The organism is Niastella sp. sgz303648, assembly GCF_059587045.1.
This window is the reverse complement of sequence record NZ_JCAPSW010000006.1, coordinates 278,497-296,598: the sequence shown is the minus strand read 5'-3', so window position 1 is coordinate 296,598 and position 18,102 is coordinate 278,497. Positions and strand designations below refer to the sequence as shown.

Below are 18,102 nucleotides of genomic sequence, written 5' to 3'. Positions count from 1 at the left end.
TTTCCGGGATAACCACTAATCCTTTAACGGCCAGTTCATGTATTATTGAGGTACTTTTTCCAAACTATCTATCTGGCAATAGCGCTGCGGCAGTTTGTACAAAATCCTGAGCAGAAGCATGCAGGGCTATGACAAGCATCATTACCGTTACCCGTATATTCATGTTGTTTTGTGTGGTTTACTATAAAATTTATATTATCTTCATTATCCTGCGTGCCGTACAATCATTTTTATACTGTTGGTACGATTGCTTTGCTAATGGTGCCTTCTTTTGTAACAAATGAAACGCCGCAACGATAAACAATTTTGAATCATTTAAATGCACCCCGCTATGCAGGCGCAAAATCTCATCAGATCATTATTATATATCGAAGAAACCGGGCGAATCATACTTGCCGATGCAAGAGGCGACCGCCATGTTCATGAAGAAGCCGATGTCAATTCATTCAGGAAGTTTTACCGTGAAATCATTCCTTTTTTACAGGAGTATGCGGCCCGTGAAAATAATGAACAAATAAGTAAGCTTACCAATTTATATGTCGGACATTTCGCTACCATGGAAAAATATCAAAAAAGCAGCGTATGGTTTTTCGATATTTTTTCTTCCTCAAAGCAGTTGCGAAATCACCGCAAGTCGGAAGAATATATTCGAATATTACATGATATCTGCGATAATGTTGGCAATTTGCTTTACCAGGTAAAGGCGAATGCTTCATAAAACAAAGGCTACAGGGCGAAAAATAATTTTATCGTTTTATTATAATACAGAACGATAATTTCACCGCATTAAATCATTTCCCGGTGAAACCCAAACAACCCTTTACCCGAAAAGTACTTGCCTTATTGCTATGTACAAATTGCTATTTATTTCCATGTATCCTATACTGTCAGGATGTAACTTCACTCGTTGTATCGCCGGAGCATCCGGTAAAACATGATGATACAACTCTGCGTAATAGACTGTTGCAATGGAGCCAGTTTTTACAAATCCCCAATTTAAAATTCAGCGAACATGCCTCAGCCAAATATTTCCCGGGAAGTGTAAAACCGGGGTATCAGTTAATTGATACTACTTATCGATTTATTTCTCAATCGGTAAACAGTATCCAATACAATTTATCGAAGCGATTTTCTTTTGCTCATCCACGAACACCAGCTTATCATAGTACCGGTTTGTATGCTGTACCCGGTCAACCGGTTTACGTTTCACTTCCATCTGATGTTTTAAAAAAAGAAATCTATTTAATCATCGGAACTTATGATTACCTGGGCAATTGTGACCCGATGGACGATTGGAGGCGGATGCCCGATGTTATATCAATTATACGTTTGGATAGCAATTTTCGCTTTGCTACTTCGCCATTTGGGGGGTTAATATACCTGGCAACGACCGACGAACAGCCGCTTACCGCTGAAGTAAAATTTAAAAACGTAATACCGGCTCCTGTATTTAAAAAAGGTAGCACCACCCTGCAACAGTGGAAAACGATGCTGGAAAATAATAAAGCCCCGTGGGGAGAAATAGCTTCCGATAAAGTAATTATTACCCTGCCGGCATCTACCTTACAAACAATCAATGATCCGGAAAAAGTAATGACATTATGGGATACCATCATATCAACAGCCACGGAGCTGGCACAATTGCCATCCCCTTTTCTGCGGCCCATTCGAATGGTGGTTGATGAACAAATAACCGCAGGGGCCATGCATGCAGGCTACCCCATAATGATTGGCCATAGTCCTTCGGCAGGACTGGTATCGCTCGATGTGATCGCCAATCCACAAAAATTATTGCAACCCAGCGAAGGTGGAGCCAACTGGGGTTTCTTTCATGAAATAGGACATGATTTTCAAAACTATGAATGGGTATTTGATGGAACAGGCGAAGTGAGTTGTAATTTATATGCTCTATATGTATTTGATAACGTAGTAAAATCACGTAAAGGGGCACATGCCAATATCAAACAGGAATACCAGGAAAAATTAATGAAGGATTATTTTGCCAAAGGAGCTAATTACGAAAATTACCAGCAGGATCCTTTTCTGGGATTGATCCCTTTTATGCAAATACAGCAACAATTTGGCTGGAAGCCATTCAAACAAACTTTCAAATGGTATTTAGATCATCCCTCCGATGAACTGATGGCAGAATATGGCGACAGCACCTATAAACAGGTGAACCAATTTAAGATAAACCGGTTTGTTGAACGTTTGTCAATTGCCACCAACAGAAACTTAACAAGCTTCTTTACATATTGGGGCATACCGGTGAATGAAAGCACCGGAGAAAAGCTTAAAAGGTATAAGTCGTGGTTTCCGAAAGAGTTGAAGGCATTTGGTAGCGCGAAGAATTAAAAAAAGGGCTACCCCAAAATTTCTTTTGAGGCAGCCACTTTTGATTGCATAACACGAATTAAAACCTAAAAACCAACTTTCTCCCGCCTACGGCGGGACTAATATTATTCAGCCAGCGTATTAAAATCTGTTTCTTTCAATGGAAGTTTCCAGGTCCAATTGTTGTTGGCATCGGGAGTGATGGTTACTGCCAAACTCGTAATGAAATTACCACCGCCGGCATATGCTTTACGATTGATGGGGTCGTTCCATCTTTTCATATCAAACCAATCGAAACCTTCGCCCCATAATTCAATGGCCCTGTACAGTTTAATTTCATTCAGCAAATCAACGCCTGTTTTGGTACAGGTATAGCTGGCATCGCGGCCCGATGTGTTATTTAGCGCCACCAGCAGATTCTGTACATCGGCATCCGGCTTACCCTGGCGGTATTTGGCTTCTGCTTCAATCAGGTACATTTCGGCGCTTCTGAAATGATTGAGATTACCAACACCTGGCAAATCATTGGCGGCAATTTTAAACTGCATGTAGGCATATACGCTTGCAGTACTGTACAAAGTTGGATGCGCAGTAAACGCATATTTATACAGCAGCGTAGATGAACCCGCATTGCCGGTTGAGGTAGTGTAGGTGTATCCCGTAGGATCAAGGAACAAACTCCGGCGTATGTCTGTTGAAGGTATCTTATTATACAATTCTCTGCTGATCATCTTTGGCGTGGTTCTTACAGCACTTGCACTTGAGTTGTAGGATATGTAAGCAAAATAGGAATAAAAGTATAAGGTTTCATCAGAAGAGCCATAGCTGCTCCATATCCATTCGCGATTAGCATTACAAAATCCTGCATTGTACTCGGTGTTGGTCATCAGCGGATAACCATCCATAGCTTTCACCGCATAGGTTTCGGCATTCGCATAATCCTGGCGTGTTAATGCTGCCCTTGCATAAATGGCATAGGCTACATTGGCATCTACTTCATAATTTTTGGTTCTTTTCAAACCCGAGCTTTTATATAAGGCAATTGCCTGATCCAGATCGGCATATATTTGTTTATACGTATCCCCGAGGGTAGCTCTTGCCTGATCGCCGTCTGTTTCATCGATCCTTAAAACAATACCGGGTGTTGAACCGGCATGTGAATCATCCCAGCGATTGCCATACAACTGCGCCAGCATTAAAAAGCTGTATGCCCTGTAGGTTAATGCCTGCGCTTTGATAAAATCCTTTTGTGCAGCAGCGCCGGTAGCATCATCTACATGCAGTATGAGCGCATTGGCATTGGCTACTATTTTGTAATAATAATACCAGGGATAATAACAGTAAACGCTTGTGGTATTATCGTTGAAAGTTGAGTTAATAATCGGCGCCCATGACGACAGGTTTATAGAAAAATGATTACCGGGATAGTTTCCATAATACATCTTAATAGTGCCTTCGCCATTAAAGCCCTGTGTACCCAGGTATTGTTGCGTCATCATTTTGGCCAGGCCGTTAACGGCCATTTTTGCATTATCGGTAGTTTCGAAAACGGTACCGATTGAAATAGCATTGGTAGGCTCTGTATCGAGATAAGTTTTTTTACAGCTCACTATCGACGAAACTGCTGTTACAATCAATATATTTTTAAATACTTTTTTCATAGTTCTTGTTTTTACAAACCAACATTTAACATGAATGATAAGATCCTTGGCGTTACAAACGCGTTGTCGCTGATTCCGGTGAAAGACTGCTGCGGGTTCATGCCTCTTAACTTTGTTCCGGTATACAGGTTTTCAACGCTTACACCAACCGACAACGATCTTAAATTGATCGCGCTTAAAGCTTCCTTTGATAATTTGTAGCTGAGGTTCACATTTTTCACAACAAGGAAAGAGCCATTCTTCAGGAACTGTGTTGAGGTAGCATTGTTCTTATCGCTTCTGAAAAAGTCAACCACAGGAATGCCTTTGGCAGCAATTCTGTCGGGAGAAGTTGCTGTCATGTCTTTAGGAGCACCATCCCAGGCATTCAACAGATCTTTGTGCAAAGCCGAAGGCGTACCACTCATGCTTCTCAACGTAACATAAGAGTTGTCGTATGTTTTTCCACCTACTGCGTAGGTAAACAATCCTGCCAGTGTTACACTTTTATAACTGAAAGTAGAAGTAACGCTACCAAATACATTGGGTAACGCACTTCCACTCCAGTCTCTTTTTGCATAGGTGGTATAGGTTGTATAGTTTTGCCCGTTAATAGTTACCAGGTATTGCGCAGGAATGGGATTTGAGGCAGTGAAGATAACCGTATCGGGTAAATACAGGGCATTACCAGTCATTTGATCAACGCCAACGAACTGAGGCAGCCAGAAGTCGTAGATGCTATGTCCTTCCATGATCTTCTTGGAACCATTGATGATACCATTTGCCTTGTTTTCGTCGGGCAGTTTCATCACTTTATTCTTCATGAAAGTGGCATTGGCGCCGAGATTAAAACGAAAGTCATTTGTTCGCACCAGATCAACATCGAAAGTAAATTCCCAACCTCTGTTAGACACCGAACCAATGTTCTTTGTAATAACAGATACAGCATTTGATGCTGAGGTAGCGCCTGCAGACAAAGGTAGGTTCACATCAAAGATCAGGTTATGCGATTGTTTGTCGAAATACTCCACCATAAAATTAGCCCTGCCGAAAATTCTTCCTTCAATGGCAGCGCCAAGAGAAGCAGAAGTTTCCCAGATCAGGTTTTTGTTTGCATTCTGGCTTTTAAACAGGGCAGATGCATTGCCATTCTGGTTCATATCGTACAATGGCATCCAGGCGTAATAGGAAAGACCGGCATCGCTTCCCACTTCACCATAAGAAGTGCGAAGTTTCAGGTAATTAACCTTATCAGAAACAAATTCAAAGAAAGGTTCTTTCGAAATCATCCAGCTACCGCCAACAGAATAGAAATTACCCCATTTACCAAAGAATTTCGAAGAAGCATCTCTTCTATAAGATCCTTCGAGGAAGTACTTATCGGCATAGTTATACCGGGCCCTGCTGAAATAAGCCTCGGTGCGGTATACATCTTTGTAGTCGGTTAAGCTGGTAATGGTTGTGAAGTTCTGGAGCTGGGTAGCATTGGCAAAAGATTCGTTTGTTTTATAGGCGTACAAATAGTTGTACTCATAATTGAAATTTTCATGACCAAGCATTACATCAACCGAATGCGCATCGAACTTATTGTTCCAGGTAAGCGATTGCCTTACGGTATAATTAAGATACCTGTAGTTGTTGCGCGACGCCCGGCCATGATTGCCCGATCCGTCGCCGATGATCGCATTGTTATAAATGGCCTCATCATCGCTACGTGCATTCAGGTCGGTTGTAATACCCAATGTAAACTGGTTTAAAAAACTAAAGTTTACATAAGCCTGTCCCATTAAGGTATTGCGGGTAAACTGGTCTTTATTCAATTCGTTTTCCCAAATGGCATGACGGCCGGCATACTGGTTCCTTGAAGTACTGCCATCGTCGTATTGTTTATTGCCAAGGGCATCTAACACGTAATCACCGGTTGCCGCATCGTGCAGATGTACCGGGTAAATGGGCGCAATAGTTCTGGAATAATAAATCGGGTTTACAAAAGAGGTAGCACTATTGGTAGTAGCCGGCGTATTATTGGCCATCTGATGCGTAGCGCCTACATTGAAACCGAATTTGATAAATTTGGTAGCCTGTAATTCGGCATTGATCCTACCTGAAAAACGTTTAAAGTCAGAATATTTTATGTAGCCTTTTTCATCGAGGTAACCCACTGAAAAGTACAGAGCGCTTTTATCAGTACCGGATCTTCCCATTAAGTTATAATCAGATCGTTGACCGAGGCGTTCATAGTCTTTATACCAGTTCAGGTCATCGGCATATCCCGGTAAAATCTGCGCATCGGATACCAGTTTGCCATTCGCATCAAACAAGGCATTATCGGCTTTATTATATATGTTCAGTTTGAGGTAGTCGCTAATCAATGATTGAGTAGCTTTGGCGCCGGCCACATCATCTGTAGGATAGGTACCAGGGTTTGAACTTTTGAGATAGTTTCTATACCCCTTCCACATGGTTTCCATAAACTCGTTGGCATTCATCTTTTCATATTCATTGATGCCTTTGTCGTACACGCCCTGGTTCATGGTAAAGTTTAAACTACTATTACTTTTGCTGCCTTTTTTGGTAGTCATAATAATAACACCATTCGAGGCCCTGCTGCCATACAAGGCAGAAGAAGCGGCATCTTTCAGTACAGAAATAGTTTCAATATCGGCCGGGTTGATGTCGGCGACATTACCGCCAAACGGAACACCATCAATAACATACAGGGGATCGTTACTATAATTTACAGAAGCAAATCCGCGGATACGCACCGTTGGAGAAGAGCCCGGTTGCCCCACCGTATTATTAACCTGAATACCAGCGGCTGCGCCTTCCAAAGCGGCTATAGCATTGGTTAAAGGTCTTTTTTCGAGCGTGTTTGCCGAAACGGTAGCAACCGCACCAGTTAACGATTGCTTGCGGGCAGTACCATAAGCCACCACCACAATTTCATGCATGTTCTCACTTTCAGCAATAAGTGAAATATTATATTCTGTTTCATTGTTTACCGGAACTTCCTTTATTGAATAACCAAGCGCAGAAATTACAAGCACTTTGGCGTCGGAAGGAATTTTTAAATAAAACAAGCCAGCAGAGTCTGTTACAGTGCCTGTAGCGGAGGCTTTTACATTAATAGTGGCTCCGCTAACCGGAGTGCCTTTTTCATCGGATACTTTTCCTTTCACAACCTGCTGGGCCCATGCCCCTGCAGCAGTTACAAGGAATGTGAATGCCATCAAAAGCAATTTTCTCATTGTACTTAAGGGTTTAATTTATTGGGACAAAGTGTTAAGCATATGCAATACGCTTCCTGTTCCTGTTGCAATGTATTTTCAGGTACAGGCACACGATGGCCTGCCTGTGAATACACAACAGGATTGCAAAGCATGTTGCAATAAATTTTCTTCAATTATGGCATTAACGAATCATGGGAAATAAATTATAGAAGCGTATATACACCAAAGGCATAGATGCTATGGTATAACAGTTCGGCTAATGCCGGATAACATAATCATGTGCAGAAAAAGCTTCTATAACAGGTTTAAATAGAAAAGATCCTCACGAAGACAATGACACAGAGTAAACAGTAGGTTTAACGGAGATCAATCATATGATGCGGGACAAATATATGTTACAACATTAAGCTTTCATAACTTTTCCGACTCCAATAAATTGGATTTTTTTATAAATTGTTTATGTAACACTTATTATTATTGAAGAACCTATCTGGGTTTTAGGCAGATATGTTTTGGCTTAGTGCTGGGTTATGTTTTTACGAATACGGTTGCGTAATGGATGTTTATAAATGCCTGAATTAACAGACAGGGACAGTCATACTCTATATCAGATATTATACATAGATGTACCCGTAAATATTATCATGCTACTACTATTATTGAAAAGGCGGGAGAACACTAAATCAGGTATTAGTACTGTATTTTGAAATCAGCCTGCCGTTTAAATTACACCCTCATTTAATCACCATAACCATTTAAACCAAAGTAACATGTTACAACATTCTACCGCAGTACAACCACCCAATGCCTTACTATATGGCACGTTTGTTAAAATAGCTTATGATGTATACGATGCCAATCCCGATAACACCAATCCTTCCCCAAACGACTACCCTCCTTTTCCTTCAGGTTACAAATTGTTGTTTAATATACAGATGAAAGATTTTTTCGGCAAAACAACGTATCCTCAATATTATGGATTTTTTGCTATTAATACTGCCAGCAACGAAATAGTAGTGGCTATACGAGGTACTGTAACCTGGGTTGAATGGTGGGATGATTTTCACTGGGGGCTGGTACCATTCCCTTACTATAACAACGGGGCATGCGTTGCTGATGGTTTTCTTTCGATTTATAATACCATTACCGTAACAGCACCCGGTTCCACTACTGAACCTGCGATGTTATTAAAAGATACAGCAGCCAGGCCTGAACTAATAAAGGCAGACGGCAATTTTACCCTGTTTGCTGCAGGTCATAGTCTGGGCGCTGCATTGATCACACTGTATGCAGCAGACATTACATCAAGGGGTAATAATACACAACCACGCGTATATACGTTTGCGTCACCACGGGTAGGTGATACAATTTTTGCTAATACTTACAATACTAATGTAGCCACCAATTACCGCATTTACAACTGGCCTGATTTAGTGCCTGATTTCCCCAAAGATCCTTTTGATAACTACCAGCCCGTAAAAGGTGGTTATGAGGTAGATTCGCTGGATTATCCGCTTACAGTAAAAATTTCAGTGGAATGCTTTCATGCCTTACTTACTTACCTGTTTTTGGTAGGAGCACCTAAAAGTATACTGGACGGTTGTGGCTACTAACGACGAATCCATTTGCATTTCATAGATAAGGCGAAAATCATACAGGCGGCTCCTACGGAGCCGTTTTTTTTATTACCATATATCTGGGTTATAAACAGTCAGGCTCCTAACGGAGCATTGGGTTTCATGCGCATTCATTGTATCATATCCCCGTTAACTCCAATTTCTTGTTCCAAATCAACTTCGCATAATCCTATTTGGTTGTAAATTTATAATACACACAAACACTAATTGCTTCAATCATTAAACCTAAACGTATGCTCGCCAGTGGAAGAATGACTGTACCGGAATATCAACGGCTTGTCAGAAAGTATTTAAAAACACGGGATTTTTATGATCTCCCCAGTTCTATACGATATAATCATGGTCTTTACCACGACATGCATGAAATTGAACGGAAGTGGATGGCAAAAAGACCAGCCCGTTTAATTATTTACCCCAAAGATGTTGAGGTTATTTATGGCAGGTCGGGCCGGCATGCGCGCCGGTTATTACAGGAGATACGGGAAGAGAAGGGTTTGCCTAAAGGTAGTCCTGTTACGATTAAAGATTTTTGCGAGTATACCTTAATTGACTACGAAACTGTTCACAACCACATCATGGAAAGTTAACCTGATACAATCATTAAACCTATATATATGCAGCTGTATGAATTAATATATACCACTCATCATCGCGATGATCCCTGGAGTAAGTTTATGCAAACAAGGGACTGGTACGATCTTCCTGAATCAATAGAAGATAATGAATGGATATACCGGAATATGGGTCCTGATCAACGAGACCCTCCCCGGTCGAGACCCCAGCGCATCACCATCTTTCCCAGAGACATTGAACTTATTTATGACTGTTCACCGGATGATGCCCGTAGCTTTTTGGATGATATACGACAGTCGATGGATTTACCTGTAACCGGCCCTGTTACCTATTTTGATCTTCATAAGTATACGCAGTTGAGCAAGAAGACTATATTGGATTTTGTTATGGAGAGCTAAGAGCTAAGAGCTTGAAAGAGTAGAAAGAGAAAAAAAGAGATCTTGTATTTTTAAAGAACCGGTGTATTTGCAGGCACCTGACATTTCCATAATAAATTACAACTCCTTTTATCTTCCCCTTCTATACACCTAACGCCACTGGCCTCGCGGCGTTGGCGCGCCTTTATTGTAAAAAGTCCCGCGGATGTTGTAAGCTGCAGCAGCAACATCGCGGGACTTTAAGTAAAGATTGCTTCAACGCCATGAAATAAACAAAGTGTATACCCATTATTCATCTTACAGCATTACTTTACAGTTTTACATCAACGTGAACCAGCGCCAGGGCGTTTAATCCTTTCGCAAGTGGGTATAGCTTTGCATGCTCTTGCATGAAGAAGCGTATACCCATTACGAGGAACAGCGGAAAGTCCGATTGAGCGGTTACTTTAGGACTTAGCGCTACCGTTGCAGAGGCATCATTCAGGGATATGGCGGCGCTCATTTGTGTGTCGCTCACCATGCTGTGATTTTCAAAATCCAATTCCGCGGCTGCGGCTGTGATTCGAAAATGTGTAGCCCCCGGTGGCCATGTAACGGCCTCTTCAGGAATAAAAGACGCCAGGCTAACCGTGAACAGGCCGTTTGCGCGGTCAGGTTCTACCGTATAAGGCATATGCAAGATAGAGGGCAGTTGGGTGCTTTTGTTGAATTCGAACCCCTGCATTAATTGCACATTGCCTTTGTGAACCTTTCGCTCACCGCGGTTGCTGGTGGCATCGGAATTAACCACTTGTAACAAGGCGGTGATTAAACGGCTGGTCATTCGACCATCGGCCGCGGTTTTTATCAGATCCGAAAACGCGTTGCGAATTAAACGGGCACCTTTAGCTGCTTCACCAAAATGTGCATTGTTTTCGCGAACAAGCTTGTAGGATTCTGATGTTTTGATCCTGTCAGTGTTAACGACGGTTTTTTCTCTTGCGAGGTAGCCGTCTTTTGTTTTTGAGTAGGTCATGTTACCTGTGGTTCCCACGACCCTGTGTGTACCGATTTGTTTTGGCATAACACATAGTTTTTGAAGGTGAAAAAATAATCGTTGTCATGACTAACGAAATTGACAACCCAAAAGTAAGAGGGTCGAAAAACACCTATGGCCGTTTTGGCCATTTTGGCCAATTTGGCCATTTTATGCCCTTTTGACGTTTCTGTCGCGGGTGGATGTGGGGTATAATGCTGTCTTTATATAAGTAACAGATGGCACTGATAAGCAACTGATATGGCAATTATATGGAGCAGGTAAGGAGCGCATATGGGTTGGATATGGGACTGATATGGGATAGATATGGAACATATATGGGATGGATATGGGTGGGATATGGCAGTGATATGGGAAAAGACATTTGTTTTTAGGGATATTCCAGTGGTCTTCTATCAGGCGTACGTTTTTTTGATTATCTTAAAAAAATTAGTTGCAAAAAAGTTTTTGATTAAAAAGAAGGAATAGTAGTATTACAATCTTTAGACCAACCAACATGGAGCTACGCAAAATTGACGATAAAACTTATCGGGAAGAACTCAATCTTTACGCCGAAAATCTTTGGGAACCGCATGAAGACAGCTGTTTTTCATTAGATAGAAAATATAAATTACAATTAGAATATGCAGGAGAGTATCCTCATGGAGACTCATGGCATTATGGTAAAATAATAAAAGTAAGCTCCGGAGAAACTATTTGGGAATATAAAAAAGGCGATCCGATCAGACAATTATCATACTATCCCTGGTCAGTCGATTCAAAATCATGTTACTTTACAATAATAAATCTTGGAGACAGGGTCCTTCAATACGATATCACCACGGGTAAATTAAAAACAATCTTTGGTTCCAAAATTCAAAATAAACTGAAGGGCATTTGTTTCGTTCCGAGGAATTTCAATGGAGTTGTGTTTTATGATAATGGTTATGACAAAGTAATACAACATGACATCTACTGCTACTTATCAGACAGTGAAACTTACATAAAAATCAATGACGAAATTGAAGACGAAAAATTTATAATCAGTGAATGCGGAATAAAAGACTCAGTGCTTTTAATTTGTCAGGATAATATAAAGATTTTTGACTTGGTAGAACGAAAAATTACCGGTCAATTTCCAATTGACAATAATGACTTAAAAAGTTTTGAAAGAGGACGTGCGCGGTATGTGCATAAGGCGGATATGGTATATTTGAGTGTTTTGGTAAGAGGGAGGTGGGGAGAGTATAGGTTGGGCTACAGGGATTAGAGAGCTTGAAAAAAGTTCCATTGCTTAATCATTATAAACAAGTTTTGAAGATTGGCTTTCAACATAAATTCTTTATTATTTGCAAGTAAAGAGAATGTGCCGGGTCATATCCCGACAGCTTTCATTATACAGGCATCTTCATAACTTTATGCTGAATAACGCAACACCATGCTCACCAACCTAAAACAAACACTCTGGAAAAATTTCGCCGCCAGCATCGACATGCTTGCAAACGCTATTAGTCTTTGCCCGGAGGATCACTGGAATACCAACAGAAAGTTTTATTATATGGTATATCATTGCGCGGTGTTTCTGGATTACTACCTTACCATTCCTCCGAAAAACTTTTCACCACCTCTACCCTACACCCTTACTGATGCTGATCACATACCTAAAGACGCTATTGACGATGTGGTACCCAACAGCATTTACAGTAAAAAGGAAATGCTCGATTATCTAAAAGCAAGCCGTGAAAAGTGTCGTGCGGTAATCGCCAACCTCACAGAAGAAAAACTGAATGAAAAATGGATAGATGAGTCGGGCGATATGAATCTGGATTTAGCGGCTTCGATCACCATGAACTATTCAATATTGGAAATCTTATTCTACAACTTGCGGCATGTTCAACATCACGCAGCGCAGTTGAATTTGCTTTTAAGGCAGTCGATCAATCAGGCGCCTGATTGGGTTTCTCAGGCTGAAGATGACCTACTGCCCTAACCGCTGCTGCACCTCATACCTTACATCCTTCGTCCCCGGCACCACCCGTGCATTCACATCAATATGCATTACAGGAACAACAGGGTTGCTGTTGGTAGCCGGCCATTTTGGTAAACCTGAACTATTGGGATTGCCGGTTTTAATAAAGTTTGCAAAGTACTGCTGCATAATGTTCGATACTTTATAATCATCGGGTGTCCATGCGAATACTTTGTTCGTAGATAAGTTGCCCATGGCATATTCAATTTCTGCTGAATGCGATGCCCCTTTTGCCTGTGGACGCGGATGCGTATAATAATAACGATATACGGGTTTTGTTCCTGTTTTTGTTTGCAGATCGGTCCAGCGCCAGGTGCTGAAACCTATGAAACGATCACCCGCTAAGTCGGTAGCGGCCTGTTCTGCATCTTCATCTGAATTTACTGCATACACTTTCAATATTTCGGCAGCTTTATCACCGTATAACCGTTGTACTGCTTTTTCAAAATTGTCCTTCGTGAATGAACCACCCATGATGGCCTGGGGACCCGATTCCTGCGAATTCCAGCCTACCAGCAATGGCACATGCGCCTGTTCGCCACTCTGGTAAATAGCAAGCGGGTCTTTGGGAAAGAAGTAACCATCAATGGTCATTGGAAATCGAAAAGGTCCATATTTGGTTGCCATCTTTACCAATGTATCTGCATTCAACGCTCGCAGTTCTGCCAATGAATTAGCACCAACAGCTTTCGCAAACTGTGCACCGTTTTCTTCTGCCTTATTCATGGCAATAGGCGGTAAGGCGCCTAACAAAGAGCCGCTTTCGCCAATAGCACCGGCAATTAAACCTTTGCTCAATGGCGAAGCCATTTGCGCACTTACCGAAATGGAACCGGCCGATTCTCCGGCAATGGTAACTTTATTGGGATCGCCTCCAAAGGCGGCAATATTTTCCTTTACCCATTTCAGCGCAGCTGCCTGGTCGAACAAACCATAGTTACCCGAAACCTGGTGTGGCGATTCTTTTGTTAACTCAGGATGGGCCAGCAACCCGAACACACCTAACCGGTAGTTAACCGTTAGCGCTACGATGCCTTTCTGCGCCATACTTTCCCCATCGTAACGGGGCTCTGAACCATCACCTGCAACGAATCCTCCTCCATAGAAATATACTAACACCGGCAATTTTCCCTTTGTATCCGGTGTCCATACATTTAAATACAAACAGTCTTCACTCATGCCGTTCGAGCGAAAAACCATATCGCTGAAAATGGGCGGCTGCATGGCACGCGGACCAAAATTCTTCGCCGCCCGCACACCCTGCCAGCTTTGCACCGGTTGGGGTTCTTTCCAACGCAAGTCGCCAACAGGCGGGGTCGCATAGGGTATTCCCTTAAACGAAACGATACCCGTTTGTTCCAGATTACCCTCAATAATACCACTAACAACTTTTACCTGTGTATTTTTTATAGTAGATTTTTTTTGCTGAGCAAAAGTGGCTGTCATGAATTGCGCAAGACATATGGTGAGAAGCAATAGTTTTTTCATACAATCCGGTTGACTGGTTTATTTAGCGAAGATAATTTGCCGGATCGATATACTTCTCAGTTTTGTTCGAATAACTCTACAACGCTTTTATATACCCAATCGTAATACCCATAAAACAATCATCTGCACAGTTTTTGGGCACATACCCACAGGAAGATATCATTCCATTATTCTTTGTTTCGAAGAAAATCTCAGCATCATCCCTTTTCAATAACCAGTTGTTCCTGGCCTCGGTATATATGTCATCCAGCGTTTGCAACAATGCGCCTTTCTGATGTGTACCAAGCTGTGTCTCATCTTCCTTCCACTCTTCGGTAATAATAATGGAACCATTATCATACCTTTTTGCCACAAAGGAACGTTCAACTACTTTTCCGCCTTTTACGGTAATTATTGTTTCTGTACTGTACCCAACCCATGAACTGGTGGTCACCTCGTAACTATACGAATTGCCGGAAGCGGCTTTAAAATCGAGCCATGCATGATAGCTTGAATCATATTCCTTGCTGTAGGGAGTTGTATCCTTCTTACAGGAGGCAAGGGCAAATACCAGCAATAGGGCATAAACAGTAAATATGCTTTTCATACGTTAGGTTTGTACCTGCATGACATATGATAGCGGGGCTTCGTTGCACAGGCGACACCTTCAACCTTTTCTCATTAAAAACATTCAGCCCCGTAGGGGCTGCTCTCAACACGCTTTTGTTCCCCGGGTTTCACCCGGAGCTATTGACATTGAAGCCCTCCCGGGCTTTCATTCATCCCAACTTCTCCTTCCCCCCAATATCCCTCGCAATCTTCTTCGCATCCCTCGCTATCTCACGTATCTGGCCGGTCGGACTAACCCAATACCCACAGAAGTACAGCCCATCCTTACCAAAATATTTTTGCTTGTCAACGCTTACCCGCAGGTCGTCGAACCGGCTTTTATCTACCGCTACAATTTCTGCATCTTCGCGGCTGTACCCTATGCAGGCAACAATGGCATCGAATGATTGTTTTTCACCATCTGTAAAATGTACCATGCTGCCTTCGATGTGATCGATGTCGCCCAGAATTTTGATATATCCTTTTCGAATCAGATTAATAGTTCCGATATCCAATACCGGGGCATTTCCTTCGCGTTGAATCTGCTCAAGCGGACCGTACTCCTTTTGTTTAAGTCCGAGTTTTGTAATGTCGCCCACAAGCAACTTTATCAAAGGGGCATTGAGTGTATCGGCTGTACGGGGCGATAAAAAGTTCATTAATAAACTCAGCTCCAGCACCGGTATTCCAAGCACATCGCGGGGAATTACATTTACTGCCGAACGAACAGACATAAAAGGCTTCGCTCCCTGCTCAACGAGGTCAATCGCAATTTCGCAGGCCGAATTACCAAAACCTACCACCAGCACTTTTTGCCCTGTATAATCTTTGGCCGTTTTGTACTCGCTACTGTGAATTATTTTTCCGGCAAATGTTTCCATGCCTTTGAACTGAACGGGCTTCGGCATGCCATAAGGACCTGTAGCCATTATCACATATTTCGACCTGAAGGCGCCATTGTTCGTTTGTGTAATCCAGTGATCTCCCTCTTTTGTTATAGCTGTTGCCTGTGTATTAAAAACGGGCTGAATATTGAATGCTTTCCGGTAATCTTCTAAATAATCCACAACCTGCTGCCGCGCAGGATACCGGGGTAATTCGCTTCCAAACTTTTTATAGGGTAATTGCGACATTCTTTTGTTGGTATGCAAATGCAGGCGTTGGTAGTGATTGCGCCAGGGGGTAGCTACCTGATCATGCTTTTCAATTATAATATATTCAATGCCCTGCTTTTGTAAAGATGCGGCGGATGCCAGTCCCGATATACTGGCGCCCACAATCAACGTGTTGGTTTGTTTCATTGGCAGCATGTAAATTCCCCTTAGTGTTTATTCCCAATTTAACAAGAATACAAAACATAACAGCCATCGGTACCTATATTTTTTAAGAACCGGTAAAATGCTTTCGGAAAATACCTGATTTTACAGGCTACCTATATATTAAAATTTACTGTATCTTGTGGCAATACCCTACATCCTTATTATGTCACAATACGCTATCTACTCGAAATTCTATACCCCGGAGAATGCTCAGTTTCTGATAACGCTTTTACAACAACACAATATTCCTTATACGCTCGAGCACGAGGTGAACCAACTCGACAAAGTTTACATTGGCGAGAATATTGAAGCTATGTTCGTGTTAAGAATTCCCGGCAACCGGTTTAACGAGGTTCATACATTGCTGGCCAACCAGGCAAACGCAGATATGGAGCAACCGGGCTTTGAGCATTATCTGCAATCTTCTTCAATTACAGAACTTCAGGAAATGCTTTACGATCCCACCGGCTGGAATGCTTACGACATTCAGGTAGCCACCACGCTGCTATCAAAAAACACCGGAGAGCAGGTTGCTGTTGCTGCCCCTGTTAATAATGCCGTTTCGAATACACCGGCTAAGCTGGATAAAATTTGGATCTTCGTTGGATATTTTGCCTGCTTTACAGGCCTTACCACTTACTTCTTTATCGGCGCCATCGGATTTTTTGCAGGGCTGTCTATTGTTCATGCCAAACATACTTTATCAGATGGACAAATTGTGAAAATGTATTCGAAAGCAGACCTTAAGCATGGACGAAATATGATGATACTAAGTGTGCTTTGCGTTATAACAGGCACTATTTTATTCTATATCAGAATTAATTCATAGAGACAATCACACCCACCATCCTGAATTATACGTATTACCGGTTACGTTAGTTGGCTCGCCCGGCTTTGGTAATAACAATTGAATGTTCTGTGTGGCAGCCTGTTCCAATATCTTTTCAACGGGTTCTCTCCACGCATGCAGCGACAGGTTAAATGTGCCCCAATGGATGGGCATCAACTGCTTGCCACCTAAGGCCAGATGTGCTTTTGCCGCATTCTCAGGCCCCATGTGAATATCGGTCCAGTTCTTATTATAGGCGCCAATCTCAAGCATCGTAAGATCGAACGGACCATACACTTCACCAATTTCGTTAAACCCTTCGAACCATCCCGAATCGGCGCCAAAGTATATATTATGGCCAGCCGTTTTAATAACGAACGACGACCATAAGGTTTCGAACCGGTTGAACAAACTTCTTCTCGAAAAATGTCGGGTGGGCAGGGCCGTTACTTCGCAACTATTGGCAATAACCACTTTATCCATCCAGTTCATTTCGGTGATTCGCTCTTTTTGAATGCCCCATTGCATAAGATAAGGGGCAACACCTAAGGAACAATAAAACGGAACCTGAGATGTTGCAAATTGTTTTATCACCCCTTTATCGAGATGATCGTAATGATCGTGCGATATAATAACAGCATCCAGTGGAGGCAGATCTTTTATCGCCAGTGGTGCGGCAAAAAATCTTTTCGGGCCAACAAAAGAAGAAAACGATGCGCGTTCACTCACCACAGGATCAGTCAATATGCGTATGCCATCCATTTCAATCAGCAGGCTCGAATGTCCCAGCCAGGTGATGCGCAGTCCGCTTGCCGGTGCCGTTGCATAAACTGATGTATCGGTGGTAAAAGGTCCTAATTTTCGTTTGGGTACAGTTTCGGCCTTGTTGGTGTAGTACTCCCAGAAAACCTGCAGCATGTTTGTTCCTGACATTACATCTGTTGGAACCGGGTTCTGATACTTCTTTCCGTTTTTGATGGCGGGGTGCAAAAATTCCATAGTAAAGTGTTATATACAAACAAACATCTTTTTCCTTGTTTTTG

Annotated in this window: 16 protein-coding genes; 9 read left to right on the top strand and 7 right to left on the bottom strand. The window is 42.1% G+C overall.

Translation table 11 applies throughout. The features are described 5' to 3' along the window. Positions 1 to 331 precede the first annotated feature (331 nt). Positions 332 to 718, top strand: coding sequence for a hypothetical protein (locus AC59IL_RS19405; protein WP_496553843.1), 387 nt, complete (start codon positions 332 to 334; stop codon positions 716 to 718). 83 nt (positions 719 to 801) lie between these two features. Continuing rightward, positions 802 to 2,355, top strand: a complete 1,554-nt coding sequence (locus AC59IL_RS19400; RefSeq protein WP_496553842.1) for a M60 family metallopeptidase — start codon at positions 802 to 804, stop codon at positions 2,353 to 2,355. A gap of 104 nt (positions 2,356 to 2,459) precedes the next feature. Here AC59IL_RS19400 and AC59IL_RS19395 read toward each other — a convergent pair whose 3' ends face one another. Then, complete coding sequence (locus AC59IL_RS19395; protein WP_496553841.1) at positions 2,460 to 3,995, bottom strand: RagB/SusD family nutrient uptake outer membrane protein; 1,536 nt, start codon at positions 3,993 to 3,995, stop codon at positions 2,460 to 2,462. A gap of 11 nt (positions 3,996 to 4,006) precedes the next feature. Beyond that, positions 4,007 to 7,222, bottom strand: a complete 3,216-nt coding sequence (locus AC59IL_RS19390; RefSeq protein WP_496553840.1) for a SusC/RagA family TonB-linked outer membrane protein — start codon at positions 7,220 to 7,222, stop codon at positions 4,007 to 4,009. 752 nt (positions 7,223 to 7,974) lie between these two features. Between AC59IL_RS19390 and AC59IL_RS19385 the strand changes: the two genes are divergently transcribed. The 3 genes from AC59IL_RS19385 (at position 7,975) to AC59IL_RS19375 (ending at position 9,812) form a co-directional block, all read left to right on the top strand. After that, a complete protein-coding gene (locus AC59IL_RS19385) occupies positions 7,975 to 8,817 on the top strand; it encodes a lipase family protein (protein WP_496553839.1) in 843 nt (280 codons plus the stop codon). 257 nt (positions 8,818 to 9,074) lie between these two features. Continuing rightward, positions 9,075 to 9,428: a hypothetical protein gene (locus AC59IL_RS19380; protein ID WP_496553838.1), complete on the top strand. Its 354-nt coding sequence runs from the start codon at positions 9,075 to 9,077 to the stop codon at positions 9,426 to 9,428. Positions 9,429 to 9,455: 27 nt separating this feature from the next. Continuing rightward, on the top strand, positions 9,456 to 9,812 hold the full coding sequence (locus tag AC59IL_RS19375) for a hypothetical protein (RefSeq protein ID WP_496553837.1): 357 nt from the start codon (positions 9,456 to 9,458) through the stop codon (positions 9,810 to 9,812). A 289-nt stretch (positions 9,813 to 10,101) separates the two neighbouring features. On the opposite strand, the gene AC59IL_RS19370 is transcribed toward AC59IL_RS19375, so the two are convergent. Next, positions 10,102 to 10,854 carry a hypothetical protein gene (locus AC59IL_RS19370; RefSeq protein WP_496553836.1) on the bottom strand — a complete coding sequence of 251 codons (753 nt, stop codon included), beginning with the start codon at positions 10,852 to 10,854 and terminating at the stop codon, positions 10,102 to 10,104. Positions 10,855 to 11,078: 224 nt separating this feature from the next. Here AC59IL_RS19370 and AC59IL_RS19365 point away from each other — a divergent pair, with 224 nt between their 5' ends. From AC59IL_RS19365 to AC59IL_RS19355, 3 genes are all read left to right on the top strand, one after another. Beyond that, positions 11,079 to 11,201 (top strand): hypothetical protein, encoded by a 123-nt coding sequence (locus AC59IL_RS19365; RefSeq protein WP_496553835.1) that lies wholly within the window; start codon positions 11,079 to 11,081, stop codon positions 11,199 to 11,201. Positions 11,202 to 11,323: 122 nt separating this feature from the next. Further along, positions 11,324 to 12,076 (top strand): hypothetical protein, encoded by a 753-nt coding sequence (locus AC59IL_RS19360; RefSeq protein ID WP_496553834.1) that lies wholly within the window; start codon positions 11,324 to 11,326, stop codon positions 12,074 to 12,076. A 168-nt stretch (positions 12,077 to 12,244) separates the two neighbouring features. Then, positions 12,245 to 12,796: a DinB family protein gene (locus AC59IL_RS19355; RefSeq protein ID WP_496553833.1), complete on the top strand. Its 552-nt coding sequence runs from the start codon at positions 12,245 to 12,247 to the stop codon at positions 12,794 to 12,796. On the opposite strand, the gene AC59IL_RS19350 is transcribed toward AC59IL_RS19355, so the two are convergent. The 3 genes from AC59IL_RS19350 to AC59IL_RS19340 all read right to left on the bottom strand — a co-directional run bounded on the left by AC59IL_RS19350 (position 12,785) and on the right by AC59IL_RS19340 (position 16,212). Further along, positions 12,785 to 14,323, bottom strand: coding sequence for a carboxylesterase/lipase family protein (locus AC59IL_RS19350; protein WP_496553832.1), 1,539 nt, complete (start codon positions 14,321 to 14,323; stop codon positions 12,785 to 12,787). The genes AC59IL_RS19355 and AC59IL_RS19350 overlap by 12 nt on opposite strands. Before the next feature lie 76 nt (positions 14,324 to 14,399). Further along, entirely contained in the window at positions 14,400 to 14,909 is a 510-nt protein-coding gene (locus AC59IL_RS19345) for a hypothetical protein (protein WP_496553831.1), read from the bottom strand. A gap of 172 nt (positions 14,910 to 15,081) precedes the next feature. Continuing rightward, positions 15,082 to 16,212: a flavin-containing monooxygenase gene (locus tag AC59IL_RS19340; RefSeq protein WP_496553830.1), complete on the bottom strand. Its 1,131-nt coding sequence runs from the start codon at positions 16,210 to 16,212 to the stop codon at positions 15,082 to 15,084. Positions 16,213 to 16,393: 181 nt separating this feature from the next. Here AC59IL_RS19340 and AC59IL_RS19335 point away from each other — a divergent pair, with 181 nt between their 5' ends. Beyond that, the gene (locus tag AC59IL_RS19335; RefSeq protein WP_496553829.1) at positions 16,394 to 17,059 is read left to right on the top strand and encodes a hypothetical protein; all 666 of its coding nucleotides are present in this window, start codon (positions 16,394 to 16,396) and stop codon (positions 17,057 to 17,059) included. A gap of 6 nt (positions 17,060 to 17,065) precedes the next feature. On the opposite strand, the gene AC59IL_RS19330 is transcribed toward AC59IL_RS19335, so the two are convergent. Then, positions 17,066 to 18,058 carry an MBL fold metallo-hydrolase gene (locus AC59IL_RS19330; protein ID WP_496553828.1) on the bottom strand — a complete coding sequence of 331 codons (993 nt, stop codon included), beginning with the start codon at positions 18,056 to 18,058 and terminating at the stop codon, positions 17,066 to 17,068. Positions 18,059 to 18,102: the final 44 nt, after the last annotated feature.

Bases quoted from the DNA above. Each gene is read 5' to 3' on its own strand.
- AC59IL_RS19330 (WP_496553828.1), bottom strand. From the start codon at position 18,058: ATGGAATTTTTGCACCCCGCCATCAAAAACGGAAAGAAGTATCAGAAC.
- AC59IL_RS19390 (WP_496553840.1), bottom strand. From the start codon at position 7,222: ATGAGAAAATTGCTTTTGATGGCATTCACATTCCTTGTAACTGCTGCA.
- AC59IL_RS19355 (WP_496553833.1), top strand. From the start codon at position 12,245: ATGCTCACCAACCTAAAACAAACACTCTGGAAAAATTTCGCCGCCAGC.
- AC59IL_RS19375 (WP_496553837.1), top strand. From the start codon at position 9,456: ATGCAGCTGTATGAATTAATATATACCACTCATCATCGCGATGATCCC.
- AC59IL_RS19370 (WP_496553836.1), bottom strand. From the start codon at position 10,854: ATGCCAAAACAAATCGGTACACACAGGGTCGTGGGAACCACAGGTAAC.
- AC59IL_RS19380 (WP_496553838.1), top strand. From the start codon at position 9,075: ATGCTCGCCAGTGGAAGAATGACTGTACCGGAATATCAACGGCTTGTC.
- AC59IL_RS19345 (WP_496553831.1), bottom strand. From the start codon at position 14,909: ATGAAAAGCATATTTACTGTTTATGCCCTATTGCTGGTATTTGCCCTT.
- AC59IL_RS19405 (WP_496553843.1), top strand. From the start codon at position 332: ATGCAGGCGCAAAATCTCATCAGATCATTATTATATATCGAAGAAACC.
- AC59IL_RS19335 (WP_496553829.1), top strand. From the start codon at position 16,394: ATGTCACAATACGCTATCTACTCGAAATTCTATACCCCGGAGAATGCT.
- AC59IL_RS19395 (WP_496553841.1), bottom strand. From the start codon at position 3,995: ATGAAAAAAGTATTTAAAAATATATTGATTGTAACAGCAGTTTCGTCG.
- AC59IL_RS19360 (WP_496553834.1), top strand. From the start codon at position 11,324: ATGGAGCTACGCAAAATTGACGATAAAACTTATCGGGAAGAACTCAAT.
- AC59IL_RS19340 (WP_496553830.1), bottom strand. From the start codon at position 16,212: ATGAAACAAACCAACACGTTGATTGTGGGCGCCAGTATATCGGGACTG.
- AC59IL_RS19385 (WP_496553839.1), top strand. From the start codon at position 7,975: ATGTTACAACATTCTACCGCAGTACAACCACCCAATGCCTTACTATAT.
- AC59IL_RS19365 (WP_496553835.1), top strand. From the start codon at position 11,079: ATGGAGCAGGTAAGGAGCGCATATGGGTTGGATATGGGACTGATATGG.
- AC59IL_RS19350 (WP_496553832.1), bottom strand. From the start codon at position 14,323: ATGAAAAAACTATTGCTTCTCACCATATGTCTTGCGCAATTCATGACA.